19 protein-coding genes are annotated in these 23,575 nt (G+C 74.1%); 7 read left to right on the top strand and 12 right to left on the bottom strand.

Going from position 1 to position 23,575, the window contains the following annotated elements:
• Nucleotides 1–43 precede the first annotated feature (43 nt).
• Nucleotides 44–3,859 carry an Ig-like domain-containing protein gene (locus tag ACFUVW_RS08520; RefSeq protein WP_430570897.1) on the bottom strand — a complete coding sequence of 1,272 codons (3,816 nt, stop codon included), beginning with the start codon at nt 3,857–3,859 and terminating at the stop codon, nt 44–46.
• 172 nt (nt 3,860–4,031) lie between these two features.
• Here ACFUVW_RS08520 and ACFUVW_RS08515 point away from each other — a divergent pair, with 172 nt between their 5' ends.
• Together ACFUVW_RS08515 and ACFUVW_RS08510 are read left to right on the top strand one after the other, a co-directional pair.
• Nucleotides 4,032–4,688 carry an SGNH/GDSL hydrolase family protein gene (locus ACFUVW_RS08515; protein ID WP_430570896.1) on the top strand — a complete coding sequence of 219 codons (657 nt, stop codon included), beginning with the start codon at nt 4,032–4,034 and terminating at the stop codon, nt 4,686–4,688.
• The gene (locus ACFUVW_RS08510) at nt 4,685–5,356 is read left to right on the top strand and encodes a GntR family transcriptional regulator (protein ID WP_430570895.1); all 672 of its coding nucleotides are present in this window, start codon (nt 4,685–4,687) and stop codon (nt 5,354–5,356) included. The genes ACFUVW_RS08515 and ACFUVW_RS08510 overlap by 4 nt, the downstream gene beginning before the upstream one ends.
• A gap of 3 nt (nt 5,357–5,359) precedes the next feature.
• Here ACFUVW_RS08510 and ACFUVW_RS08505 read toward each other — a convergent pair whose 3' ends face one another.
• Complete coding sequence (locus ACFUVW_RS08505; protein ID WP_430570894.1) at nt 5,360–5,923, bottom strand: GrpB family protein; 564 nt, start codon at nt 5,921–5,923, stop codon at nt 5,360–5,362.
• Nucleotides 5,920–6,471: a GNAT family N-acetyltransferase gene (locus tag ACFUVW_RS08500; protein ID WP_430570893.1), complete on the bottom strand. Its 552-nt coding sequence runs from the start codon at nt 6,469–6,471 to the stop codon at nt 5,920–5,922. Before ACFUVW_RS08500 ends, ACFUVW_RS08505 begins: the two co-directional genes overlap by 4 nt.
• A 68-nt stretch (nt 6,472–6,539) precedes the next feature.
• On the opposite strand from ACFUVW_RS08500, the gene ACFUVW_RS08495 reads away from it, so the two are divergent.
• Nucleotides 6,540–7,241, top strand: coding sequence for a helix-turn-helix transcriptional regulator (locus ACFUVW_RS08495; RefSeq protein ID WP_430570892.1), 702 nt, complete (start codon nt 6,540–6,542; stop codon nt 7,239–7,241).
• Nucleotides 7,242–7,338: 97 nt separating this feature from the next.
• Complete coding sequence (locus tag ACFUVW_RS08490; protein ID WP_430570891.1) at nt 7,339–7,743, top strand: VOC family protein; 405 nt, start codon at nt 7,339–7,341, stop codon at nt 7,741–7,743.
• Nucleotides 7,744–7,750: 7 nt separating this feature from the next.
• Here ACFUVW_RS08490 and ACFUVW_RS08485 read toward each other — a convergent pair whose 3' ends face one another.
• The 7 genes from ACFUVW_RS08485 to ACFUVW_RS08455 are packed head-to-tail and all read right to left on the bottom strand — an operon-like array spanning nt 7,751 to nt 15,502.
• The gene (locus tag ACFUVW_RS08485) at nt 7,751–8,590 is read right to left on the bottom strand and encodes an amidohydrolase family protein (RefSeq protein WP_430570890.1); all 840 of its coding nucleotides are present in this window, start codon (nt 8,588–8,590) and stop codon (nt 7,751–7,753) included.
• The gene (locus ACFUVW_RS08480) at nt 8,587–9,606 is read right to left on the bottom strand and encodes an aldo/keto reductase (RefSeq protein WP_430570889.1); all 1,020 of its coding nucleotides are present in this window, start codon (nt 9,604–9,606) and stop codon (nt 8,587–8,589) included. Before ACFUVW_RS08480 ends, ACFUVW_RS08485 begins: the two co-directional genes overlap by 4 nt.
• Nucleotides 9,576–10,400 (bottom strand): ribonuclease activity regulator RraA, encoded by an 825-nt coding sequence (locus ACFUVW_RS08475; protein WP_430570888.1) that lies wholly within the window; start codon nt 10,398–10,400, stop codon nt 9,576–9,578. Before ACFUVW_RS08475 ends, ACFUVW_RS08480 begins: the two co-directional genes overlap by 31 nt.
• Nucleotides 10,397–12,376, bottom strand: a complete 1,980-nt coding sequence (locus tag ACFUVW_RS08470) for a hypothetical protein (RefSeq protein WP_430570887.1) — start codon at nt 12,374–12,376, stop codon at nt 10,397–10,399. Before ACFUVW_RS08470 ends, ACFUVW_RS08475 begins: the two co-directional genes overlap by 4 nt.
• A 5-nt stretch (nt 12,377–12,381) precedes the next feature.
• A complete protein-coding gene (locus ACFUVW_RS08465) occupies nt 12,382–13,311 on the bottom strand; it encodes a carbohydrate ABC transporter permease (RefSeq protein WP_430570886.1) in 930 nt (309 codons plus the stop codon).
• The gene (locus ACFUVW_RS08460) at nt 13,311–14,234 is read right to left on the bottom strand and encodes a carbohydrate ABC transporter permease (protein ID WP_430570885.1); all 924 of its coding nucleotides are present in this window, start codon (nt 14,232–14,234) and stop codon (nt 13,311–13,313) included. Before ACFUVW_RS08460 ends, ACFUVW_RS08465 begins: the two co-directional genes overlap by 1 nt.
• A gap of 2 nt (nt 14,235–14,236) precedes the next feature.
• Complete coding sequence (locus ACFUVW_RS08455; RefSeq protein WP_430570884.1) at nt 14,237–15,502, bottom strand: ABC transporter substrate-binding protein; 1,266 nt, start codon at nt 15,500–15,502, stop codon at nt 14,237–14,239.
• Between the two features lie 270 nt (nt 15,503–15,772).
• Between ACFUVW_RS08455 and ACFUVW_RS08450 the strand changes: the two genes are divergently transcribed.
• Nucleotides 15,773–17,827, top strand: a complete 2,055-nt coding sequence (locus ACFUVW_RS08450) for a cytochrome c oxidase assembly protein (RefSeq protein ID WP_430570883.1) — start codon at nt 15,773–15,775, stop codon at nt 17,825–17,827.
• Between the two features lie 52 nt (nt 17,828–17,879).
• On the opposite strand, the gene ACFUVW_RS08445 is transcribed toward ACFUVW_RS08450, so the two are convergent.
• Nucleotides 17,880–18,593 carry a pyridoxamine 5'-phosphate oxidase family protein gene (locus tag ACFUVW_RS08445; protein ID WP_430570882.1) on the bottom strand — a complete coding sequence of 238 codons (714 nt, stop codon included), beginning with the start codon at nt 18,591–18,593 and terminating at the stop codon, nt 17,880–17,882.
• Nucleotides 18,594–18,697: 104 nt separating this feature from the next.
• Here ACFUVW_RS08445 and ACFUVW_RS08440 point away from each other — a divergent pair, with 104 nt between their 5' ends.
• Nucleotides 18,698–20,035 carry a PLP-dependent aminotransferase family protein gene (locus ACFUVW_RS08440; protein WP_430570881.1) on the top strand — a complete coding sequence of 446 codons (1,338 nt, stop codon included), beginning with the start codon at nt 18,698–18,700 and terminating at the stop codon, nt 20,033–20,035.
• Nucleotides 20,036–20,039: 4 nt separating this feature from the next.
• Here the strand turns inward: ACFUVW_RS08440 and ACFUVW_RS08435 are convergent, their stop codons facing one another.
• Complete coding sequence (locus tag ACFUVW_RS08435; RefSeq protein WP_430570880.1) at nt 20,040–21,257, bottom strand: FAD-dependent oxidoreductase; 1,218 nt, start codon at nt 21,255–21,257, stop codon at nt 20,040–20,042.
• A gap of 139 nt (nt 21,258–21,396) precedes the next feature.
• On the opposite strand from ACFUVW_RS08435, the gene ACFUVW_RS08430 reads away from it, so the two are divergent.
• Nucleotides 21,397–23,499: a prolyl oligopeptidase family serine peptidase gene (locus ACFUVW_RS08430; protein ID WP_430570879.1), complete on the top strand. Its 2,103-nt coding sequence runs from the start codon at nt 21,397–21,399 to the stop codon at nt 23,497–23,499.
• Nucleotides 23,500–23,575 lie beyond the last annotated feature (76 nt).

The raw sequence follows: 23,575 nt of genomic DNA, 5'->3' as shown, positions 1-23,575 counted from the left end.
CGGCCGGATGACGCGACAGATCGCGTGGTGGAAGGGCGACGGGTCAGCTCGCCGGCGCGATGCTCATCTCGCCTGCGGGGCCCTGCCGGTAGGCGGTGAAGTACCCGTCGGTGGCCAGCGGGTTGCCCGCCGTGTCGTCGAGGTAGCTCCACACCGGCTCGCCGTCCACGCGCAGCACCACGCGGGTGCCGCCCTCCACGTCGACGGCGCCGAACGTGACCTCGTGGGTGGAGTTCGGCTCGATCACCGTGTTGGGGAACGTGTCGATCATGAAGACCGCGGGGCTCCACCGCTGCATCTCGATGACGTCCTCCTTGATCACCACGAGGTAGCCCGAGCTGCTGTTGGTCCACACCGGGTCGCCGGCGGTCTTCGACCGGACGGAGAACCCGAACCACCCGCCGTTGAACGCGCCGACCGACGTGTCGAACCGGAGCAGCTCGTCGCCGAACTGCTGCGGCGCGAAGCTCCACGCGCCGCGGGGCGCCAGGTGGGCCGCGCCGTCGGCCACCGTGATCCCCTCGCCCGGCGCCCACGCGGCAGGGTCGAGGATCTCGGCGCCGAGGTCGGTCACCGGGTGCTCCGCCGCCCGCACCGTCACGGTGGACGACGCCGCGAGGCCGGGCACCACGGTGGACGTCGCCGTGATCGTGGCCGTTCCGGCGGCCACGCCGCGCACGACGCCCTTCGCGTCGACGGTCGCGACGGACTCGTCGCTCGACGTCCACTCGAGCCCGGTGCGCGTGGCGTCCGCGGGGGTGAACGACGGCGCGAGCGGGTGCGTCTCGCCCGGCTCGATCGTCGCCTCGGACGGCGCCAGGGTCAGGCCGTCCGGGTCGACGCCCACGAGCGAGAACCGCACGTCGTCGAAGTCGAGCGACGTGAAGCCCTGCACGTAGAAGCCGACCTTGCCGGCCCCGTCGGGCGCCGGGTTGGCCCCCGCGACGACCTCCTCGCCGTCGACCAGCACGCGCACGCCGCCGGACGTCACCACGACGCGCACGTCGTACTCGGTGGAGGGCTTCAGTCCCTCGCCCGCGGGCAGCGTCACCTCCTTCACCGTGCCCCAGGCGGAGTCGAAGATCGTCCACGTCGAGCCGGCCGCCGCGTGGCGGTAGCGCACGTACCCGCCCGGCGTGCTGCCGGTGCGGTCGTAGACGAGCATCTGCCCGCCCTCGGGCACCTCGGCGGGCGTCGTCACCGTGAAGTCGAGCGCGTACTCGGTGAACGAGCGGTCGAGCTGGGAGTTGGCGCCGTTCTTGATGCGGTAGACGTGGTCGCCCGTGCCGTCGTCGACGATCGCCCGGTTCGGGTCGGTGGCCCAGCCGTTGCCGCCCGTCTCGAAGTCCGTCGAGTGCAGCACGCCGTCGCCGGCCGCCACCGTCACGGTCATCTCGTCGCGGATGCCCGCGTCGGCCTTCGCCTCCGCGGTCACGGTGACCTCGCCGGGCGCGACGGCCGTGAGGATCCCCGCCGCGCTGACCGTGGCGACCTCGGGGTCGCTCGAGGTGTACGTGACGGCCTGCTGCGTCGCGTTCCACGGCACCGCCTGCGCGGCCACCGACACCTCGTCGCCGAGCGTCACCGCCAGCTGGTCCGCGGGCAGCACCAGCGACTCCAGCGCCACGCTGTCCGGGGTCTGCGACTGCCCGACGTGGCCGTCGGTGCCGATCTCGGAGAACGGGATGGCCTCGAAGCCGGGGATCTGGTCGAAGACGGCGGCGTCCTCGCGCAGCGTCCAGTCGCCGTTCGCCGCGTCGACGAAGCCGGGGTCGGTGTCCGTCACCCAGTTGGCGTCGTCGCCGGTGCCGTAGTTGAGGAGGTTCTTGGTGTCGAGCGCGCCCTCGGCGTTGACGTCCGGGTTGCGCGTCCGGTTCGGGTTCCACACGACGTTCTTCGCGAACGTGCTCTTGTTCGGGAAGTAGTGGTTGTCCTCGAAGAAGTGGCCGAGCTCCGGGTACTTCTCCAGGTACGGCGTGCCGACGAAGTCCTTGTTGTCGGCGAACACCTTCTTCCACTTCGGCATGTACACGCGGTCGACGGTGTTGCCCTCGCCGTCGCCCATCCACTGCGTGTAGTTGTCGTACGGCACCGTCGTGTCGACGAACACGTTGTTCGTGGCGTCGATGTAGTCGGCCGAGCCGGACTTGATCGCGTCGTTGCCCATGTTCACGAAGACGTTCTGGCTGATCTCCAGGTCCCACGTGAAGTTGTCGGCGTAGATGCCCTCGACGCCGTGCTTGGTGAGGCCCACGTCGTGGAAGTAGTTCTGCCGGAACACGTGCCCGCGCTGCTGCGGCGTCTCGCCCGAGTTCATGTAGATCGCGCCGAGGTCCTGGAACGTCTTGCAGACGTCGTAGACCTCGTTCTGCTCGAACAGGTGGTCGTTGCCGTGCACGATGACGCCCGGGTGCGGCGCGTCGTTGATCTCGTTGCCGCGCGCGACGTTGCCGACCCCGTCGAACATCACGCCCGGGTTGTAGGCCTTGTGGTAGTAGGCGAAGTCGTGGATGTGGGAGTCCTCCACGCGGTTGCGGCCGGGCTCCAGCGTCGTCTTGTCCCCGCCGGTCAGCACGACGCCGACGCCGCCCACGTGGCGGATGTCGCTGGACACCACCGCGTGGTCGCGGCCGCCGCGGTTCACGGGGATGCCGTCGTAGGTGTACCGGCCCGGGGAGTTGATGGAGACCCCGCCGTCGCTGAAGTTCTGGATGTCGCTGTTCGAGATCGTCACGTGGCTGCCGCCGAGGACGACGGCGCCCAGGGCCCGCCCGTACTCCAGCACCAGGTCGTCGAACGTCACGTACGACGCCCCGTCGGTGCGGATCATCGGCTCGTCCAGCGTCGTGACGACGGGTGCCCCGCGCTCGGCCAGGAACGACGCGTTCGGCACCAGGTAGAGCATGCCGGTCTCACGGTCGATGTAGTACTCGCCCGGTGCGTCGAGCTCCTCGAGCAGGTTCTGCGCGAAGTGGAAGTCCGGGTACCAGGTCTTCATGAGGCCGGACATCTCGCCGTACCGCAGCGTGATCGTGCGCGCGTCCGTGTCGATCTTGGCGATGTTGTTGTACGACCACTCCCAGCTCTGCCCGAAGATGCCGTCCAGCCAGACGTCCTCCGCCTCGCCCCAGTACTGCGGGCGGTCGTAGGAGTAGCTGAACGTGCCGCCGCGCTCCTGCAGGTCGGCGTCGTCCTTGGTGGGGCCGGGGTCGACGATCTTGTTCATCTGGACGGTGTCCTTCGCCGCGCCCGCGTTGGGCCAGCGCGCGAGGGTCATGTCCTCGCCGTCCACGTACAGCTCCATCGGCGGCGTCGTGGAGACGTCGTTGGCCTTCCAGTAGCCGTGCCGGCTGAGCTGGCCGTAGTCGTCGATGCCGAGCGCGCCCAGGTCGATCTGCAGGACGTCGTCGTGCGCGGACGTCTCGATGATCCGGTCGAGCACGGCCTGGTCGGTCACGGGGGAGAAGCCGTCGTAGGGCAGCTCCTTGCCGCCCGAGATCGTGGCGCGCTCGCCGGGATAGGAGCGGTAGGTGATGGGGGCGTCCGCGGTGCCGGAGTCCTCCTCGCCCAGGACGAAGGACTCCGAGCGTTCGTACGTGCCCTCGCGGAGGTACACGGTGACGCCCTTCTTGCGCTGCCCCTTCGGCAGCTCGCGGATCGCGTCGCGGGCACCCTCGAGCGTCGCGAGCGGGCGGTTCCGGGTCCCCTTCGCGTCGTCGTCGCCGGTGGGGGAGACGTAGAGGAGGGTGCCGGCCTTGGCCTGCGGTGCGGAGTGCGGGGGTGGGGCGGCGTGGGCCGCCGTCTGCGTCCCTGCGACGAGCAGGGACGTCAGCAGCAGTGCTGACAGTGGTCGCTTCATTGCGAGTGCTCCGACCTCTCGTGTGGTCACGGGGTTCTCGGGGCGGCGCGGGTGCGGCGCGCCCGGATCGTCAAGCACCGGCAGGTTACATTAATCGATAATCGCTGACAATGCGGCGACGGCGGCTCCGACCCGCTACGGTCGGACCCGTCCGTCACTCGAAGGAGAGCTCATGACCAGCAGTGCAGCCCCCGAACGCCTCGTGTTCGTCGGGGACTCCATCACCGACGCGGGCCGCGACCGCGCGGACGAGGCATCGCTCGGGGACGGGTACGTCGCCCTCGTCGCGGCGGACCTGCCCGACGCCGTCGTGCTCAACCGCGGCATCGGCGGCAACCGCGCCGTCGACCTGGAGGAGCGGTGGGAGCGCGACGTCGCGCCGACGGCGCCCGACGTCCTCACCGTGTACGTCGGCGTGAACGACACCTGGCGCCGCTTCGACGCGGACGACGCGACGAGCGCCGAGGCGTTCGAGGCCACGTACCGGCGGCTGCTCGCGCGGGTGCCGGGCAGCCCGCGGCTCGTGCTGGTCGAGCCGTTCCTGCTGCCCGTGCGCGACGAGCAGGAGGGGTGGCTCGAGGACCTCGACGGCAAGCGGGACGTCGTCGCCCGGCTGGCCGCCGAGACCGGGGCGTCGCTGGTGCCGCTGCACTCCCTGCTGACCCGCGCCGCCCAGGACGCCGGGGCCGCCGCGCTCGCCCCCGACGGCGTGCACCCGACCCCGCCGGCGTCCCGGATGATCGCGGACGCCTGGCTGGCGGCGTACGCTGGCGACGCACAAACGATTGTCGATAACGGCTCGAGGAACGACGTGAGGCTGCACGGATGACGGACGCGCTCAGCTCGATCAGCGGCCTGGAGCGAGGTCTGCTGTCGGACCAGATCTACGACCTCGTGAAGTCGATGATCAAGACGTCGCAGCTCGCCCCGGGGGAGCAGCTCGTCGAGTCCCAGCTCGCCCGCCGCCTCCAGGTCAGCCAGGCGCCCGTGCGCGACGCCCTCAAGCGGCTCGCCCACGAGGGCCTGGTGACGCACGTGCGCCACCAGGGCAACTTCGTGGCTCAGTACTCCGACGAGGAGGCGCAGCAGGCCAAGCAGGCGCGCGTCGCGCTCGAGGCGCTGGCCGGCCGGCTCGCGTGCGGGCGGCTCGCGCCCGAGACCCGCTCCAGCCTGGAGAAGGTCATCGACGAGATGCACGGCGCCGTCGACGCGGCGGACCTGCCCGCGTTCCGCGAGCTCGACTTCGGCTTCCACCGTGCCGTCATCGAGGCCAGCGGCAACACCTACCTGCCGCGCATGTGGGACATCATCGAGCCGAGCCTCCGTTCCATGCACCTGCTCGGCGACCCCGAGTTCACCGGCGACTGGCACCAGGTGGCCGACTGGCACCGCAGCCTGCTCGACGTGCTCGACGACGGCGACGCCGACGCCGCGTCAACGCTCTTCGAGGCGCACGCGGCGGGCACGCTGCTCGACGGCGAGCCCGACGGCGGCTGAGCGCTATACCCGCCAGCCCGTGGCGGCGGCCCACGCCTCCGCCCGGGCGGTGATCTCCGCGATGAGGTCGCCCTTGGCGTCGGCGTAGTCGTTCATGCTCGGCCAGTCGCGGGCAGCGAGCTCGCGCTTGAGCGCGGCGTACGCGGCGCGGTCGTCGGCGTCGTGCCGGAGCCGGTCGCGGAACAGCAGGTGGCTCCGCTCCCAGTCGCTGCCCGTGGCGCAGACGTGGACGTGGACGTCGCGCTCGGGCGTGCGGACGAGTCGGTGGCCGGGCTCCCGTACGCGCAGCTCGTACCCCGCGGCCAGCAGCGCGGGCAGGTAGGCGTCCTCGTCCTCGACATCGGGCACGCTCACGTCGATGTCGACGATCGGCTTCGCCGCGAGCCCGGGGACCGACGTCGAGCCCACGTGGTCCACACGCACCGCGACGGGGCCGAGCGCGGCGACGATACGCTCGCTCTCCAGCGCGAACCGCGCCGGCCACGCCGGGTCCGGCGCGACGAGCACGATCTCGCGCTTCTCGACGCCTCCGACCAGCTCGACGCCGTCGTCCGGGCCGCCGCTCACGCCTGCGCCTCCCACTCCGGCGCGAGGACCGACCAGACCTCGATGTCCTGCCGCACCCCGCGGTGCGCGTAGTGCTCGCGCAGGACGCCGTCGCGGCGCATCCCGAGCCGGCGGGCGACGGCGATGCTCGGTGCGTTGCCGGACGCCGCCCACCACTCGACGCGGTGGATGCCCCGCTCCCGGACCGCCCAGTCGATGATGACGCGCGACGCGCGGGTCACCAGGCCGCGGCCGGCGGCCGCCGGCTCGAGCCAGCAGCCCGCCTCCGCGGTGCCCTGCGCGACGTCCATCGTGCGGAAGAGGACCCCGCCCACCAGCGTGCCGTCCAGCCAGATGCCGCAGAGGCGCCCCGTGTCGGTCGCCGCCTTCTGCGCGTACGACTCCAGGAACGACCGGCTCGACTCCAGGTCCGTGATCCGGTCCGCCAGGCCGATGAACTGCCCGACGAACTCCCGGCCGCGGTCGATCGTCGCCAGCAGCTCCTCGGCGTGCCACGGCTCCAGCGGCCGCAGCTCTGCGCCGTCGTCGCCCAACGACCTTGCGAACATCGTTCCTCCCGTGGTCGGCCGACCCGGATCGTCGGCGCCCCGTGGATCCTCCCACGTAGGGTCGTCGCGTGAACCGGACGGACCGGATGTACGCGATCGTCGAGGAGCTGCGGGCGGTCGCTCCCCGCCCGCGGAGCGCGTCGTGGCTGGCGGACCGGTTCGAGGTCAGCCGGCGCACCGTGGAGCGGGACATCAGCGCGCTGCAGCAGGCCGGCGTGCCCGTCTGGGCCGAGCCGGGGAGGACCGGCGGCTACTGCCTCGACCGTGCGCGGAGCCTGCCCCCGGTGAACTTCAGCCCCGAGGAGGCCGTGGCCGTGGCCGTCGCCCTCGGGGGCCTGTCCGGGACGCCGTTCGCGGGCGGCGGGTCCACCGCGCTGCGCAAGATCCTCGCGGCCATGCGCGACGACGACGCGGCCGCCGCGCACGACCTCGCCGCCCGCGTGCACCTGCTCGGTGCGCCGGCCGGCGGCCCGCCCGTCCCGGGCGTCCTCGCCGACGCGATCTCCGCGCGCCGCGTCCTGCGGTTGCGGTACACCGACCGCGAGGGCGCCTCGACCACGCGCGACGTCGAGCCGCTGGGGTTCGTCGGGTCGTCCGTCGGGTGGTACCTGCTGGCGTGGTGCCGCCTGCGCGACGGGATCCGGGCCTTCCGCCTCGACCGCGTCGACCGCGTCACGGCCACCGCGGAGCGCGCGCCGAGGCGCGTCGTGCGCCCCGAGGACATCCAGGTGCCGGAGGGGGACCTGCGCACCCTGACGCTGCTCGATTGAGGTCGGTCGGAAACACCGACGTCGGGGTGTCGCGGGGGCGCCGGACGCTGGTCGAGTGTCGCGGAGCGCCCGCGGCCCTGACCGGAAGGACACCACCATGACCCACGACGCGAGCCTCGCCTCCGTCCGGCTCATCACCGCCGACGTCGAGCGGCTGACCGGCTTCTACGAGCGCCTTACAGGCGTCGTCGCGGACCGCCCGTCGCCCGAGTTCGCCGAGGTGCGGACGCCCGGGGGCACCCTCGCCATCGGCAGCACCCGCACCGTCGGCCTGTTCGGGCCGGGGTCGGCGGAGCCCGCCAGCAACCGGACCGCCATCGTGGAGTTCCGTGTCGAGGACGTGGACGCGGTGCATGCCGGGCTGGACGACGCGGTCGAGGTGGTCACCCCGCCGACCACCATGCCGTGGGGCAACCGGTCGCTGCTCGTGCGCGACCCGGACGGGACGCTGGTGAACTGCTTCGCCCCGGTCACCGCCGAGGCGCGGGCGCGGATCGCGTAGGCGTCGCTCACCCCGCGGCGACGCCGTAGAGGCGCGCCGCCGTCCCGGACCAGACCGCCGTCGCCGCGGCGTCGTCGAGCAGGGGCAGGGCCGCGGCGGTGCGTTCGACGACCTGTGCGTACGGGGCGACGCGCGCGGACATCGGCCAGTCGCTGCCGAACAGCAGGCGCTCCGGGCCGAGCAGGTCGACGCCGACGCGGGCGGCCGCGGCGACCCGCGCGGCGTCGTCGGGAGCCGTGGTGTGGAGGCCCGACAGCTTGGCGTGCGCGCGGGGGCGGGCCGCGACGGCGGCGAGGGCGCCGCGCCAGGACGCGTCGGGGTCGCCCGTGGCGAGGCCGAGGTGGCAGACGACGATGTCGAGCGTCGGGTGCCGCCCGGCCAGCGCGGCGACGGCAGGGAGCTGGTCGGGGCGCACCAGCGTCTCGAGCACGCGACCCGACGCCGCCAGCCCCTCGCACAGGGCGTCCAGCCCAGCGACGTCGGACAGGTCCGCCGCACCGCCCGGCACGGCGAGGCGGATCCCCGCGACGGGGACGCCGTCGTCGATCACCGCCTGCGCCGTGCCGGCCCAGGCGCCGTCGCCGGGACGGGCGTCGTACTGCAGCACGACCGGCCCGGGCAGCGGGCCGTGCGTCGCGGACTGGTGGGCGAGCCAGCGCGCCTCGCGCTCCGTGTCCGCGGCCTGCACGGCGACGGCGGCGCGCACCGGCACGGGCGACGCCGCGACGGCCCGCGCCAGGTGCTCCGGCCCGACCCGTGCGGGCAGGCCGAGGTCGTCCCGAAACCACGAGATCCGCACGGCCGCCGTGTCCCACAGGTGCACGTGCGCGTCGACGACGCTCGTCACCCCGCCACCCGCTCGGCAGCGGCCGCGACCGCGTCGAGCTCCGTCCACAGGTGGTCGGGGACGACGGCGTCGGCGGCGTCGGCGAAGACGTCGACCTCGGCGGGGGAGCGCGCCCCCACGACGACGGCCTCGACGCCGGGGACGCGCAGCGGCCAGCGGACGGCGGCGGTGGGCAGGTCGACGCCCCCGCGGTGGCACGCGGCGGCCATCCGCAGGGCCCGGTCGACCTGGTCCGGCGACGCCGGGTGGTAGTCGAAGAACGGTGCGGCGACGGGGTCGGCCAGCACGCCGGAGTTGTAGACGCCGGCCGCGACGACGCCGACGCCGCGCTCGCGGGCGGCCGGGAGCAGGTCGTCCAGGGCGGTGCGGTCGAGCAGGGTGACCCGCCCGGCCGGCATGACGACGTCCAGTGCGCCGGCGGTCTCGCGCACCAGCCGCGCCACGGGCGCGTTCCGGCCCATCCCGACGCCGACGGCGCGCACCACGCCCTGGTCGCGCAGGTCGAGCAGCGCGGGCAGGGCGCCGTGCCTCGGGTGCAGCGCCTCGTCGACGTCGGCCGGGTCGTGCAGGTAGAGCAGGTCGACGCGGTCGGTGCCGAGCCGCGCGAGGCTGCCCTCCAGCGACCGCAGCACGCCGTCGCGGCTGAGGTCGCCGACCGTCGTCCCCCCGGGCCCGCCGGTGCCGCCCGACGGGACGGGCGCGCCGTCCGCGTCGACGATCACGCGGCCCACCTTGGTGGCGATCACCACGGAGTCGCGGTCGACGCCGGCCAGCGCGGCTCCGAGCCGCAGCTCGCTGACGCCCTCGCCGTAGTGCGGCGCCGTGTCGAAGAACCGGATCCCGCGCTCCAGCGCGCGCCCGACCGTGGCCTCGGCGTCGGCCTCCGCCACCGGCGTGAAGAGGTTGCCGATGGGCGCGCAACCGAGGCCGAACGACGACGCGGCGATGCCGGTCGGGGGTCCGTCGCCGGCCGCCCCGGACGGGGTCAGAGGGCGGAGCGCTGCGCGGAACGCCATGCCTCGAACTCCCCTCGGGTGTCGGGGGTGAGGGGGTAGTAGTCGCTGAGGCGGGCGCCCTCGTCGAGGCGGCGCCGGCTGAAGACCTCCCACTCCTCGTGGTCCTGCGCGGACGCCACCACCTGGTCCGCCATCGCGCGCGGCACGATGACGGGGCCGTCGTCGTCCGCGACGACGAGGTCGCCCGGCATGCACAGCACGCCGCCGACGGCGACGGGCACGTCGTAGGCCCAGGGGAACAGCTCGGACTGCGAGGCGTAGTGCGGGGTGACGCCGGTGGACCACACGGGCAGGCCGAGGTCGGCGATCTTGCCCGAGTCGCGGATGCGGCCGTCGACGACCATCCCCGCGCCGCCCTTGCGCTGGAAGTAGCGGGCGAGGATGTCGCCCACGCAGCCGGAGAACCGGCTGCCGTACGCCTGGACGACGAGCACGTCGCCGGGCTGCACCGCCTCGAGCACGTGCCACAGCGCCGTGTGCCGCTCGACGTACTCCTGCTCGTCACCGGCGGCGAGGTCCTCGCGCTGCGGCATGAACTGCAGGGTCAGCGCGTTGCCCACGACGCGATAGCCGGGCTTGAGCGGGCGCGGGCCCTCGACGAACGAGTGCCGGATGCCGAGGCCGTGCAGCTTGGCGCACGCCGTCGCGGCCGACACCTGCCCGAGCCGCTCCAGCGCCTCCGCGTCCGCCCGCTCGTACTCCCCGCCGCGCACGGGCAGCGTGATCTCGGGCCGCACGAGCCCGGCCGCGGGATCGGAGGGCAGGGTGTCGACGGGCGTGAGCGCTTCGGTCATGGTCGGGCTCCTTCGTGGTGCTGGTGGTGACGTGGTGCGCTGCCGGCGGGTGCGGTGAGCAGCACGACGTCGGCGCGGTGGCTCGGCGGCAGCTCGACGAGCAGGTCGGGGGCGTCCAGCGGGACGGTCGCGACGGTCCGGGCGCCCGCCCGTCCTGCCGACGCCGTGGACGGTCCGGGCCAGACGCCGCCCTCCTCGCCGCGCGTCACGACGCCCGTCAGCCGTTCCTCGCCGAACCGCGACGGCCGTACGCGCACCCGGCGGGCGTGGGTGGGGGAGAGGTTGACGAGGCTGAGCTCGACGCGGCCGTGGCCGTCGGCGTCGCGCTCCAGCCCGGAGACGAGGGCGGCGACGTCGGGCGGCAGGCCGGGACGGTGCCGGTCGGGGTCGGTGTAGGCGACGGCGGCGAACGGCAGCCCGCCGTTGTACAGGGTCTGCGGCGTGCCGGTGACGAGCTGCCCCAGCACCTCCGTGACGACCGGGTTCGCGCGCTGCCAGAAGTGCAGGTGCACGGTCGCCGGGTCCACCGGCTCGGCGTCCATCACGGCGACGCGGCGGGCGAGCTGGCCGAGCGCCATCGACAGCGCGCGCTCCGGGTAGTCCGGCAGCGAGCCGTCGAGGAACGCGAGCCACGGGCCCTCGTGACCGGCCTCGACCTTGTCGCGGAAGGGCCGCACCTCGTCGGAGCCGGGGATGCCGTCGAGCACGCGGTCGAGGCGCTTGCGGTCGGCGTCGTCGCGCGTCCACCACCACAGCCAGGTGGGCAGGTCGAGCTGGAGCGGGCCGAAGTCGAACCAGCCGTCGGCGCCGAACCGGTACGGCACGAGCGTGGCCGGCTCGGCGGCGTGCGGGCCCAGCCGCTCCAGCCAGCTGGCGCGCAGGCTGAACGGCGTCTCCGTGACGGGGGCGGTGATCGCGTGGTCCAGCGCCGTGTCCAGCATAGTGCGCACGAGGTCGAGCGGACCGTCGTCGCGCGGACCGGAGGCGCCGGAGACGAACGACGCGTTGATCGCGCCGATCAGCGTGCTCATGCCGACCGAGTGCAGGCCGTGCGGCCACGTCCAGCCGTAGTGCCCGCCGTACCAGGCGCCGCCGTGCAGGCCGCCGACGACGCCGTCCGGCGCCACGTTGTCGGGCATGAGGCCGCCCGCCGCGGCCGCGCGCTCGCGCCAGCCGTCGACATACCGCGCCACCCACGCGGCGGACGCCGCGTCGCCGTCGTACAGCCAGCGGTTGACCACGAGCGACGTCGCCGCGAGGTTGACGGCGGTGTCGCCGGCCGCGCGGCGCTGGAGCTCGTCGCCCGTGAGCTGCGCCTTGCCCGGGTCCTCGAGGTCGGACCAGCGCGTGATGCCCGGCAGCCCGTGCAGCGGCAGGCCGTAGGCCTCCATGTAGTCGAGCGACGCCGGGTAGGTGAGCCACTCGGTGCCGAGCCCGGGAAGCGGCCCCCGCGCCCCGTTGTGCGGCGCGGTGATCAGGTTCCGGGCCGGGTCGTAGTTGCCGTGCGCCGGGTCGGTGTACAGGGCGGCGAACCGGCGGGCGCGCTCGGCGAACCGCTCGTCGCCAGGGTCGGCCGCGCACAGCCCGTAGAAGAACAGCAGCGACTCGCCCTGGTGGAACCAGTCGTACCCGTTCTCGTACTCGCCGGTGAGCATGCCGCCCTCGGTGAGCTGCGCCGTCACGCCCTCGAAGTGGTGCTTCGCGGCGGCGAGGATCGCGTCGCTGCCGCCCAGGGCGTAGAACGCCGGCCAGTTGAAGAACGGCTCGTACAGGTCGTCGACGCCGTCGCGGTGCTCGAAGCCGCCCGCGTGCAGGATGCGGCCGTCGGGCCCGGTGTAGCGGTCGGAGAACAGGCGCCAGGCCTCCTCCGTCGCGTCGAACAGGCGACGTTCGAGCACCGCCCAGGCGGGCACCTCGTGCAGCGGCGTCGTGCGGACGCGGGGTGCGGTGGTGCGGTCGGTCGTCTCGCTCGTCATCGCGCTCAGCCCTTCGTCGCCCCGGCCACCAGGCCGCCGATGATGTGCCGCTGCATGAGGACGAAGAACAGGATCGCCGGGCTCACCGCGAGCAGCAGGGTCGGGAAGACGGTGGTGTAGTCCGTGGAGAACTCGCCCACCGCCGCGTACACGCCCGTCGTCACGGTGTAGATGCCGGAGCTCGGGCCCAGGATGATCTGCGGGCTGACGAAGTCGTTCCAGACGCTGATGGAGTTGAGCACGACGATCGTCGCGACCACGGGCTTCATGATCGGGAAGATGCACGACCAGAAGGCGCGGATCTTGCCCGCCCCGTCCAGCGCGGCCGCCTCGTCGATGTCGCGCGGGACGGTGCGCAGGTAGGCGGCGAACAGGAAGATCGTCACCGGCAGGGTGGCCGCCGTCTCGAACAGGATGAAGCCGGGGATCGTGTTGATGAGCCCCAGCACCCGCAGCACGAACACCACCGGGATGAGGGTGACCTGCCCCGGGATGAACAGGCCGGAGACGAAGAGCAGCAGCAGGCCCAGGTGCCACTTCGACCGGCCGCGCGCGATCACGTACGCGACCGGCGCGGCGAGCGCGATGCCGCACACGTTGACCAGCGCGACGAACAGCAGCGTCACGCCGTAGGCCCGCACCACGTTGAACTTCTCGCTGGTGAGCGCGGCCTGCAGGTACTCCAGGCTGAACGTGTCCGGCGTGATCGCCAGCGGCGAGGAGATGATCGCGTCCTGCGGCTTGAAGGCGTTGATCACCATGATGTAGAGCGGCACGAGCATGACCAGCGCGCCGAGGCCCAGTACCACCCACTTGAGGACCGTGCCCACGCCCGGGGCGGGCCGACGTCGGGCCCGCGACGCCGGGCGGGGCGCGGTCGGCGTCGGGGCCGACGGTGAGCTCACGGGGGTCGTCGGGTGCGTCGTCGTCGCCATCAGTCGGCCACCTTCTTCTCCGCGCCGCGCCGGGCGAACGTCACCGCGAGCCCCAGCACGGCCGTGACGAGCAGCAGGACCACGGACTGCGCCGCCCCGAAGCCGAGCTCCGAGTTCGCGAACGAGTCCCGCAGGATCTGGTACACGATCGTCTGGGTGGACCCGGCGGGGCCGCCGTCCGTCAGCGCCAGCACGATGTCGTAGACCTTGAGCAGCCCCACCAGCGTGAGCACGAGGTTCACGGTGAACACCGGGGCGATGAGCGGCAGCGTGACGTTGCGAAACTGCTGCCACCGGGAGGCGCCGTCCACGGTGGCGGCCTCGTAGTACTCGGTGGGCACCGACTTGATGCCCGCGAGGAACAGGATCATGTTGAAGCCGAAGTGCGACCACACGATCGTGAGGATCACGCTCGCCTTCGCGAACGCGACCTCGGTGAGGAACGGCACCGGCCCGACGCCGAGGTGCCCCAGCAGGCCGTTCACCGCGCCCTCGGGGGAGAGCATCGCCGACCACAGGAACCCGATGATCAGCGCGCTGATGATGTACGGGTAGAAGAAGATCGTGCGCAGGAGGGTGTTCGCGCGGCCGTTGCCGGCGATGAGCGCGGCGATGAACAGCCCGACGCCGTTGCACAGGATCGTGCCGCAGAACGCGACGACGGCGGTGAAGACCGCCGCGTCGACGGTGCGCGGGTTGCGGAAGGCCTCCGCGTAGTTCTCGAAGCCGATGAACGTGAAGTTCAGGCTGTAACCGTTCCAGTCGGTCAGGCTCAGCACGAACGCCAGGAACATCGGCACGATGAACATCGCCAGGAACACGAGGACGGCGGGGCCGCCCATGACGATGCCGGGCAGGCGGTCGCGCCACACGCGCGCCGCCGGGCGGCGGCGCGCGTGGGCGAGGGGGACGGTGGTCGCCATCGTCAGCCGATCGTCGAGGCGAACCAGTCGTCCATCGCGGCGTCGACCTCGTCGGCCGGCGTGCCGCCGATGAGCGCCTGCGTCTGCGCGTTGATCTCGTCCGAGTAGCCGGTGGGAAGCGTGCGCTCGCCGTAGCCCTGGCCGGTCGGCGTGTACGCCTCGGCGGGGGTGTCCGCCACGATCTGCAGCAGCTCCTTGCCCAGGTCGTCCATCTCGTACTCGTAGCCGTCGCGGAAGTTGCCGTCGACCTCGAGCTGGCTGGCCACCGCGTCCTTGTCGGTCACGAGGAACTCCACCAGCTTGGCCGCGGCGTCCTGGCTCTCGCTCGACCTGAGGATCGAGTACGGGCTGGCGATGTTCGCGCCCATGGCCGGGTTGGCGACCCCCTCGACGGCAGGGGCGCGGAAGACGCCGATCTCGGCCTTCTCCTCGGCCTTCGCCTCGGTGCCCGCGAACCAGCTGCCCATCGGGTAGATCGCGCTCTTGCCCGAGAGGAAGGCCTGCTCGGCGTCCGGGTACTTGATGCCCAGGGCGTCCTTGGGGACGTAGCCCTTCGCGACCCAGTCGGCGTAGGTCGCGACGGCGTCGCCGTAGGTGTCGGAGAAGGTGGCCTCGCCAGCGCTCATGTGCGCGAACCACTCCGGGTCCTCGGCGACGATCGACGGGAGACCCAGCGCCTGCAGGGAGTGGCTGGTCATCCAGTCACCACCGGTCTGGACCGGCGTCCAGCCGGCGTCCTTGAGCTTGCCGAGCGCCGCGGTGAGCTCCTCGACCGTGGTCGGGACCTCGGTGATCCCGGCCTCCTCGAAGGCCGTCTTGTTGTAGAACCACAGGCTCTGCAGCTGGAACCCGATGCCGGCCATGTAGTACTTGCCGTCGATCGAGTACTGGTCCGCGAGCGGGCCGGTCGTGGCCCAGTCGTACTGGGACAGGTCGACCAGCTCGGGGGCCAGGTCGGTGGTCGGGGGCAGGGACTGCACGACGTCGGGCGCGTCGCCCGCGGTGAGCAGGCGGGGGAGGGCCGCCGCGACGCCCTCGGCGCCCGGGTTCTGGACGACGACGTCGATGTCCGGGTTCGCGTCCTCGAACGGCTTGACCAGCTCGTTCCAGAACTCCTCGGTGAGGTTCGGCGTGACGTTGACGAGCATGCTCACCTCGGTGGGGCCGCCGCCGGATCCGCCGTCGTCGTCGGAGCCGGCGCAGCCGGTGAGCGCGAGGGCGGCGACCGTGAGCGTGCCCACGCTCGCCAGGGTGCGGTGCTTGATCATCGTTGATCCTCTCGGGTTGCCGACCCGCCGGGGACGCTGCTGCGCGTCCGGGGCGTGCGGCCTACGACTGTGGAGTACGTCCGGTGGGGAGGGACGCCTCGGACACTAATCGATAATCGTTGGATTGGGAAGATCGAAACGAACCTGCCTTCCAGCAAACGTTCTGCCGCGGCATCCGACCGCTTGCCGCGACAGATCGCTTGCTGGAAGGCAGGTGATCTCACACCCGGGGCGTCCCGGGCCGCCGCCCGCCGCCCATAGGCTGGACGGGTGACCTCCGCAGCCCCCGCCGTGCAGCGGCCGGGCGGTACCCCGAGCGTGCCGCCGCGGCCCTGGTGGCTCGTCGCCGCCGGGCCCGCCGCCGTCCTCGCCGCCGTCCTCGCCGTGCTGTGCGGCGGAGCCTACTCGGGTGCCTTCCAGGCCCTCGGCGGCTTCACCGACCCGGGCGCGATCGTGCGCTACGGCCTGCCCGTGACGACCGTGCTCACCGAGCTGAGCGTCTCCGTGACCGTCGGCGCGCTCCTCGTCGCGGCCTGCCTGGTGCCGCCCGGACGCACCCAGACGCGGGTGCTCACGACCGCCGGCGTCGCCAGCGCCGTGTGGGCCGTGGCCGCGGTCCTCCAGCTCGTCCTGCGGTACGCGAACATCTCGGGGACCTCGCCGGCCTCGCCCGCGTTCGGGCAGGGGCTCGCGCAGTTCGTCACCGAGCTCGACCTGGGCAAGCTCTACCTCGCGATCATCGTGGTCGCCGCGCTCACGTCGGCGCTGGCGATGGCGGTGCGCGGGCCGGTCGGCGCGCTGTGGACGACGGTCCTGCCGCTCGCGGCCCTCGCCATGCAGTCCACCACCGGCCACGCGTCCGGCGCCGCGAACCACGAGCTCGCCGTCGGCGCGATGCTGCTGCACCTGGTCGGCGCCGCCGTGTGGGTGGGTGGCCTGGGCGCCCTGCTCGTCGCGGTGCTCACGCGGGAGGAGGGGCGCGACGACGGGCGCACCGCCGCGGCCGCCGTCGCGCGCTTCTCCCCGGTCGCCGGGTGGTGCTTCGCCGCGGTGGGCGTGTCCGGCATCCTCAACGCGTGGCTCCGCATGGAGTCCTGGGGCGACCTGCTCACCCCGTACGGCGTGCTGCTGCTCGTCAAGGCGCTGCTCATGGTGGCGCTGGGCGGGTTCGGGTTCGCGCACCGGATGTGGGTGGTGGACCGGCTGGGCCGGGCCGACTCCGCTCTCGCGGTCCGCCGGCTGTTCTGGCGGCTGCTCGCGGTCGAGCTCCTGGTCATCGGCGCGGTCTCCGGCGTCGCCGTCGCGCTCGGGTCCACGGCCCCGCCCGTGCCGGACGAGGTGCCCGTCGACGTCACGCCCGCGTTCCAGCTCACCGGCCAGGCGCTGCCGCCCGAGCCGACCATGGCCCGCTGGTTCACCGAGTGGAGCCTCGACCCGCTGCTGGCGTTCGCGTGCGTGGCGGGCCTGGTGGTCTACCTGCGCTGGGTGCGGCGGCTCGCACGCCGCGGGGACGCGTGGCCCGTGGGGCGCACCGTGTCGTGGTGCCTGGGCATGGTCGTGATGTTCTGGGTGACCAGCGGCGGCCCGGCCGTGTACGGCCACGTGATCTTCAGCGGCCACATGGTGCAGCACATGATCCTCGCGATGCTGGTGCCGCTCTTCCTCGTGCTGGCCGCCCCCGTGACGCTGCTGCTGCGCGCCATCCCGGCCCGCAAGGACGGCAGCCGCGGGCCGCGGGAGTGGGTGCTCGGCCTGGTGCACTCCCGGTTCGGCCAGTTCATGGCCCGGCCCGTGGTGGCCGCGGTGCTCTTCGCCGGCGGGATGATCGCGTTCTACTACACGCCCGCGTTCGAGTTCGCGCTGCGCAACCACGCCGGGCACGTGTGGATGATCGTGCACTTCACGCTCGTGGGGTACCTGTTCGCCAACGCGCTCGTGGGCATCGACCCGGGCCCGAAGCGCCCGCCCTACCCGCAGCGGCTGCTGCTCCTGTTCGCCACGATGGCGTTCCACGCGTTCTTCGGCGTCGTGCTCACCTCCGGCACCTCGCTCCTCGTCGCCGACTGGTTCGGCAACATGGGCCGCCCCTGGGGCCTGCCCGCCATCGAGGACCAGCAGCGCGGCGGGGGCGTCGCCTGGGGCATCGGCGAACTCCCGACGCTCGCGCTCGCCATCGCGGTGGCCGTGCAGTGGACGACGTCCGACGAGCGCGAGGCGCGCCGCCGCGACCGCAAGGCGGACCGCGACGGCGACGCCGAGCTCACCGCGTACAACGAGATGCTCGCCAAGATGGCCGACCGCGACGACCCCCCCTCGCCGAGGTAGTTCAGATCTCCGCGAGGTAGTGGTCCAGTCCACTACCTCGGCGGCAGGTGGACTACCTCGCGGAGGGTTGAACTACCTCGCGAGGATGCGGGGGCAGGCCTCCCAGCGCGACGACGTGCGCGGGGACGGGCTCACGAGTGTCGGCGTCGGGGACGGCGGTGCCCACGACCCGACGCACCGGCACGTGACCGCCCCAGCCCCCGGCGGCGACGTCGTCCGGGTCGTCGACGGGCGCGCCGGCGCGGGCCTTCATCGAGGCCTCGCGCAGGGGCACGGCCAGCACCGCCGTCGCGGCGAGCTCCTTGCGGGTGGCGGGCCGCAGCGTCGCGGACCGGCCCGGCGCCATGTGGTCGACGATCGCGTCCAGGGCGCGGGCGCGCTCGGCGTCGTCCGAGACGAGGCGGGCGGCGCCGATCACCACCGCCGACCGGTAGTTCATCGAGTGGTGGAAGCCGGACCGCGCCAGCACGAGGCCGTCGAGCTCGGTGACCGTGACGCAGACGGTCGCGCCCGTCGCCCCGACGAGCCAGCGCGCCGCGACCGACCCGTGCACGTAGAGCGTGCCGCCGTCGTCGGGCCCGTCGAGGTCGACGGCGTAGGCGCAGGGCAGCACGACCGGGTGCCGGTCCGCGCCCTCGCCGACGTCGACGCCGAGATGGGCGACGAGCCCGTCGGCGAGCAGCGCGTGCAGCTCGGCCCGGTCGGTCACGGCGCGGTTGCGCCCGCGCCGGACGGTGGTCCGCGGGGTGGGGGAGAGGGCGTCCATGGCACTACCGTGGACCGCGGTTGGCCCGTCGTCACGAGCCATTTCCCACGAGGTTCGGCAGGCCACTTCGCCAGGCCGCCTCGCCGTCCCGGTCAGGAGTCCTGATGCCCGCCCTGCCCGTCCGCCTCGACCGCGGCGGTCGTGACCCGCTCGGCGCGCAGCTGTCCGGGCAGGTCCGCGACCTGGTCTCCCGCGGCACCCTGCGGCGCGGCGACCGGCTGCCCAGCACGCGCGCTCTCGCCGCGGACCTCGGCGTCGCGCGCTCGGTGGCCGAGCAGGCGTACGACCAGCTCGTGGCCGAGGGGTGGCTGACCGCGCGCCGCGGGGCGGGTACGTTCGTCGCCGCCGACGCCGTGCCCCGTCCCGCGCCCGGGCCGCGGCGGGCCGCCGGCCCGGGCAGCGGCCTCGTGCGCCTGAGCACCGGCGAGCCGTGGATCGACCCGCGCCACCGTGCGGGGTGGCGGCGGGCGTGGCGGGAGGTGTCCGCGACGACGCCGCCGCGGGGGTACGACGACCCGTGCGGCCTGCCCGCGCTGCGGGCGGCGCTCGCGGAGCGCCTCGGCCGCACCCGGGGCCTCGCCGTGGACCCCGACGAGGTGGTGGTCACCGCCGGGACCACCGCAGGGTTCCGCGACCTGCTCGGCGTGCTGCCCGCGGGGCCCGTCGGCATCGAGGACCCGGGCTACCGGGCCGCCGTCGCGACCGCGCGGGCCGTCGGGCGCACCGTCGTCGACCTGCCCGCGGAGGCCCGTCACGACGAGGCGGCCCTGCGCGGCCTGGTCGCCGCGTACGTGACACCGGCGCACCAGCACCCCCTCGGCCGGGTGATGCCGGCCGACGACCGGCGCGCGCTGCTCGCCGCGTCGCGGGCCACGGGAGCCGTGGTGGTCGAGGACGACTACGACTCCGAGCTGCGGTACGACGTCGCCCCGGTGCCCGCGCTGGCGGCGCTCGGCCGGGACCGCGTCGCCTACCTCGGCACCGCGTCGAAGTCCGCGCCGCCGGGCCTGCGGATCGGGTGGCTGGTGCCGCCCCCGGGGATGCTCGACGACGTCGTGCGGCAGCGCGCCGTCGTGCACGACGTCGCGGGGTGGCCCACGCAGCGGGCCCTGCTGACGCTGCTGCGCGACGGCTGGCTCGACGCCGTCCTGCGCACCGCGCGCCGCGTGTACGCCGAGCGCGCCGCACGCGTCGCCGCGGTGCTGGCGCCGCACGCCGTCCCCGCCGCGACGACGGCCGGGATGTACTCGACGTGGTTGCTGCCGCAGGACGCCGCGCTGTCCGCCCGCGACGCCGCGCGGCGCGCGGGCTTCGACCTGCCGCTGCTGTCCGACCTGTGCCGCACCGCCGGGGAAACCGGCGTCGTCGTCGGGTTCGGCGGGGTGGACGACGTCGAGCTCGACCGCGCGCTGGCGGCGATCCGGGCCGGGCTCGGCGGGTGAGGTCCTAGAGCAGGCCGTCGACGACCTTCGCCGCGAGGCCCAGCGCCGTCGTCGTGCCCAGCCCGTCCGCGACGGTGACGGTCGTGACGCCGGGCGCCGGGTCGGTGACGACGAACGGCGTGCCGGCGAACGGCCCGCGTCGCGGGCGCGGTACCGCGAGGTCGGGCACCGACCAGCGCCGCCGCACCTCGACCGGCTGTCCGAGCAGGGCCTCGGCCTCGCGCAGCAGCAGCGTGTCGGCGGCCTCGGAGCGCTCCGGGTCGCGGTCGAGGCCCGCGTCGTCGCGGCGGTCGGCGTCCGTGCGGCGGGCCTCGCCGAGGAGCAGCGTGTCGCCGTGCGGGGTGAACGCGAGGTGGACGCCGGCGTCGAGCAGCTCGGGGGCGCTCGTGCGCAGGCGCTCGCGCACGTCCGCCAGCGCGGGGGAGTGCGCCGTGGCGGCGTCGCGCAGCAGGCACGTGCCGCCCAGCACAGCGGGCCCGGCGGCGTCGTGCCGGCGGCCCGGCGTCGCCACCTGGAGCACCTGCCGCACGTCGGGACGCAGCCCGGCCCGCGCCGCCTCCTCGGGGAAGAACCGGTCCAGGTCGGGCCCGACGGCGACCAGCACGCGGCGCGCCACGACCTCGCCGCGCGACGTGCGCACCAGCGTGCGACCCGTGCCGGCCTCGAAGGTGAGCGCGGTCGTCGACCACGCGACGTCGGCGCGCGGCCGGGAGTCGAGCGCGGCCGCGAGGGCGCGCAGGGCGTCGCGGGGCTCGACGCGCAGGTCGAGCGGCAGGAACGCGCCGCCGACGACGTCCTCGTGCGGGCCGGCGAGGCCCGCCCGCTGCGTGGCCTGCGCCGCGTCGAGGAGCAGGGCGTCGCCGTCGCGGGCGGCCACGAGGTCGTCGAGCACCGCGAGCTCGTCCTCCGAGCGCGCCACGACCACCGCGCCCGTGTCCTTGACCCAGAACCCGGCCTCCCGGCCCAGCTTGAGCCAGCGCTCGCGCGACGCCAGCGCGCACGACAGGGTGGCGGCGTCCTGCGTGGTCACGGCGACGTGGCCGCTGCGCCGGGCGGACGCGCCGTCGGGCCGCGGGTCGCGCTCCACCACCAGGACCGAGTGCCCGCGCGCGTGCGCCTCGAGGGCGTGCGCGAGCCCGACGATCCCTGCCCCGACGACGACCAGGTCGGCGGTGGCGGGCAGCGGCGGCAGGTGGGCGGCGCGGGGCGACGGCGGTCTCACGACCAGACCGTGCCCGATCGCGCGGCGGCCGCTCAACCGCAGGAGGCGCCGTCGCGAACAAGTTCAGCGAACGTTCATCCCACGTTCCCCGAGCGCCCCGCACCCCCCGCCCCGCGCGGGCTGTGGTAGACCGGGGCCCGTGAGCCAGGACGACGACGCACCCACGCCCTTCCACGACCTCGACCGCTACCTGGAGCTCCCGCGGGTCGGCGGGCTCGCCCTCAGCCCCGACGGCACCCGCCTCGTCACGACCGTCCAGACGCTCGACGCGAAGCGCACCGGCTGGACGACCGCCGTCTGGGAGGTGGACCCCGCCGGCGTCGCCCCGGCGCGGCGGCTGACGCGCAGCCGCAAGGGCGAGTCGTCGGCGGTGTTCGCGGCGTCGGGCGACGTGCTGTTCACGTCCGCCCGACCGGATCCGGACGCGGACAAGGACGACGACGAGTCCAAGGCGGCGCTGTGGCTGCTGCCCGCGGGCGGCGGCGAGGCGCGCGTCGTCGCGACGACGCCCGGCGGCGTGGGCGGGGTGCTCGCCGCCCGCGCGGCGGACGTCGTGTCCGTCTCCGCCCCGGTGCTGCCCGGCGCGGCGGGCCTCGACGAGGACGAGGCGCTGCGCAAGGAGCGCGCCGACCGCAAGCTGTCCGCGATCCTCCACGCGGGGTACCCGGTGCGGCACTGGGACCACGACCTGGGCCCCGACGAGGAGCGTCGCTTCGCGGGCTCGCTCGCCGGCGACGACCGGTTCGAGCTGCGTCAGCTCACCGGCCCGGGGCGCCAGCTCGACGAGCACGACGCGGACCTGTCCCAGGACGGCGGCACCCTGGTGACCACGTGGAACGTGGCCGACCCCGGGGCGGCGCTGCGGGGCACGCTCGTCGCGGTCGACACCGCCACGGGAGAGCGCCGTTCCCTGGTCGACGACCCGGACGCGGAAGCCTTCGCCCCCGCGGTGTCGCCCGACGGGCGGTGGGTCGCGTTCGTCTCCGAGACGATCACGACACCGGAGCAGGCCCCCGAGGTGCGCCTCGGCCTGGTCGCGCTCGATGTCCCGGACGCCGAGCCCGAGATCCTCGCCGACGACTGGGACCGTTGGCCCACCACCGTCACCTGGCTGCCCGACCGCTCGGGGCTGGTCGTCACCGCCGACGAGGACGGCCGCGGCCCGGTGTTCCTGCTGACGTTCGGCGCCGGCGGGCCCGGCGCCGGCGAGCCGGTCACGGTGGAGCGCGTGACGAGCGACGACGCGTCGTTCAGCGACGTCCGCGTCGCGCCCGACGGCTCGGCGCTGTACGCGCTGCGCAGCAGCTACGCCGCGCCGGCGGAGCCGGTGCGGGTCGACCTCACGGCGTTCACGGCGACCGGCGACGCCGGCGAGCGCACGCCCGTCGCCGCCGACGTGCTGCGCGGGCCCGTGCCCGCCCCCGCGCTGCCCGGCACGCTGACCGAGGTCGAGACGACGACGGACGACGGCGCGCGCGTGCGTGCCTGGCTCGCGCTGCCCGACGGCGCGGCCGCGGACGCCCCGGCCCCGCTGCTGCTGTGGATCCACGGCGGCCCGCTCAGCACGTGGAGCGCCTGGAGCTGGCGCTGGAACCCGTGGCTGATGGTGGCGCGCGGGTACGCCGTCCTGCTGCCGGACCCGGCGCTGTCCACCGGCTACGGGCAGGACTTCGTGCAGCGCGGCTGGGGCGCGTGGGGCGGCGCACCGTTCACCGACCTCATGGCGATCACCGACGCCGTCGAGGCCCTGCCCGAGGTGGACGAGAGCCGCACCGCCGCGATGGGCGGGTCGTTCGGCGGGTACATGGCGAACTGGGTGGCCGGCCACACGGACCGCTTCCGCGCGATCGTCACGCACGCCAGCCTGTGGGCGCTGGACCAGTTCGGCCCCACCACCGACCACGCCTACTACTGGCAGCGCGAGATGACGCCGGAGATGGCGGAGGCGAACAGCCCGCACCGCTTCGTCGCGGACATCCGCACCCCCATGCTCGTGGTGCACGGCGACAAGGACTACCGCGTGCCGATCGGCGAGGGCCTGCGGCTGTGGCGCGCGCTCCTCACCGAGTCCGGCCTGCCCGCGGCCGACGACGGCGCCACCGTGCACCGCTTCCTGTACTTCCCCGACGAGAACCACTGGGTGCTCGCGCCGCAGCACGCCAAGGTCTGGTACCAGACGGTGCTGGCGTTCCTCGGCGCGCACGTGCTCGACGAGGAGCCGGAGCTGCCCACGTATCTCTGAGGCCGGCGACCTGGCACGCGCCGGACGAGGGCTGTGGGTGGGATCGTGGCCCTGTTCCGCCGCGAAACAGGGCCAC

Origin of the sequence: Isoptericola sp. NPDC057391, from assembly GCF_042668085.1 — a bacterium.
Lineage (GTDB): Bacteria > Actinomycetota > Actinomycetes > Actinomycetales > Cellulomonadaceae > Isoptericola.
The sequence above is the reverse complement of the archived record's forward strand: the minus strand, read 5'-3'. Positions and strand labels throughout refer to the sequence as shown.

Coding starts and splice junctions, on each gene's coding strand:
- ACFUVW_RS08520 (WP_430570897.1), bottom strand. CDS start 3,859: ATGAAGCGACCACTGTCAGCACTGCTGCTGACGTCCCTGCTCGTCGCA.
- ACFUVW_RS08515 (WP_430570896.1), top strand. CDS start 4,032: ATGACCAGCAGTGCAGCCCCCGAACGCCTCGTGTTCGTCGGGGACTCC.
- ACFUVW_RS08510 (WP_430570895.1), top strand. CDS start 4,685: ATGACGGACGCGCTCAGCTCGATCAGCGGCCTGGAGCGAGGTCTGCTG.
- ACFUVW_RS08500 (WP_430570893.1), bottom strand. CDS start 6,471: ATGTTCGCAAGGTCGTTGGGCGACGACGGCGCAGAGCTGCGGCCGCTG.
- ACFUVW_RS08490 (WP_430570891.1), top strand. CDS start 7,339: ATGACCCACGACGCGAGCCTCGCCTCCGTCCGGCTCATCACCGCCGAC.
- ACFUVW_RS08480 (WP_430570889.1), bottom strand. CDS start 9,606: ATGGCGTTCCGCGCAGCGCTCCGCCCTCTGACCCCGTCCGGGGCGGCC.
- ACFUVW_RS08475 (WP_430570888.1), bottom strand. CDS start 10,400: ATGACCGAAGCGCTCACGCCCGTCGACACCCTGCCCTCCGATCCCGCG.
- ACFUVW_RS08470 (WP_430570887.1), bottom strand. CDS start 12,376: ATGACGAGCGAGACGACCGACCGCACCACCGCACCCCGCGTCCGCACG.
- ACFUVW_RS08465 (WP_430570886.1), bottom strand. CDS start 13,311: ATGGCGACGACGACGCACCCGACGACCCCCGTGAGCTCACCGTCGGCC.
- ACFUVW_RS08460 (WP_430570885.1), bottom strand. CDS start 14,234: ATGGCGACCACCGTCCCCCTCGCCCACGCGCGCCGCCGCCCGGCGGCG.
- ACFUVW_RS08455 (WP_430570884.1), bottom strand. CDS start 15,502: ATGATCAAGCACCGCACCCTGGCGAGCGTGGGCACGCTCACGGTCGCC.
- ACFUVW_RS08445 (WP_430570882.1), bottom strand. CDS start 18,593: ATGGACGCCCTCTCCCCCACCCCGCGGACCACCGTCCGGCGCGGGCGC.
- ACFUVW_RS08440 (WP_430570881.1), top strand. CDS start 18,698: ATGCCCGCCCTGCCCGTCCGCCTCGACCGCGGCGGTCGTGACCCGCTC.